This window comes from Bradyrhizobium campsiandrae (assembly GCF_014529705.1).
GTDB lineage: Bacteria > Pseudomonadota > Alphaproteobacteria > Rhizobiales > Xanthobacteraceae > Bradyrhizobium > Bradyrhizobium campsiandrae.
On record NZ_JAANIH010000247.1, the window covers coordinates 1 to 403 of the forward strand.

Here is a 403-nt window from a genome sequence, read left to right on the forward strand (position 1 = left end):
GTTTTGAGGAGGAAAAATTCATGCCAAAAATGAAAACCCACCGCGGTTCCGCTAAACGTTTCAAGAGAACAGGATCTGGAAAATTAAAACGCAGACACGGCTTCACTAGCCATATGTTCGCTAACAAATCCCAAAAACAAAAACGTAAATTGCGTAAATCAGCAATGGTATCAGCTGGCGACTTCAAACGTATTCGTCAAATGGTCGCTAAAATGAAATAAGAGAAACAACATTTTTGTAAATTCTAGGAGGTAGACAATATGCCACGCGTAAAAGGCGGAACAGTAACACGCAAACGTCGTAAAAAGATAGTTAAATTAGCCAAAGGGTATTACGGCTCTAAACATTTATTATTCAAATTAGCTACCCAAGCGGTAATGAAATCTTACCAATATGCTTATAG

Annotated in this window: 2 protein-coding genes; both read left to right on the forward strand. The window is 38.0% G+C overall.

All coding sequences use genetic code 11. The features are described 5' to 3' along the window. A partial coding sequence (gene rpmI / locus G8O24_RS47285) for a 50S ribosomal protein L35 (RefSeq protein WP_497717873.1) occupies positions 1–221 on the forward strand: 221 nt, incomplete at its 5' end. 39 nt (positions 222–260) lie between these two features. Next, positions 261–403, forward strand: a 143-nt coding sequence (locus tag G8O24_RS47290; protein ID WP_188108448.1) for a 50S ribosomal protein L20, incomplete at its 3' end; no start/stop codon positions are given.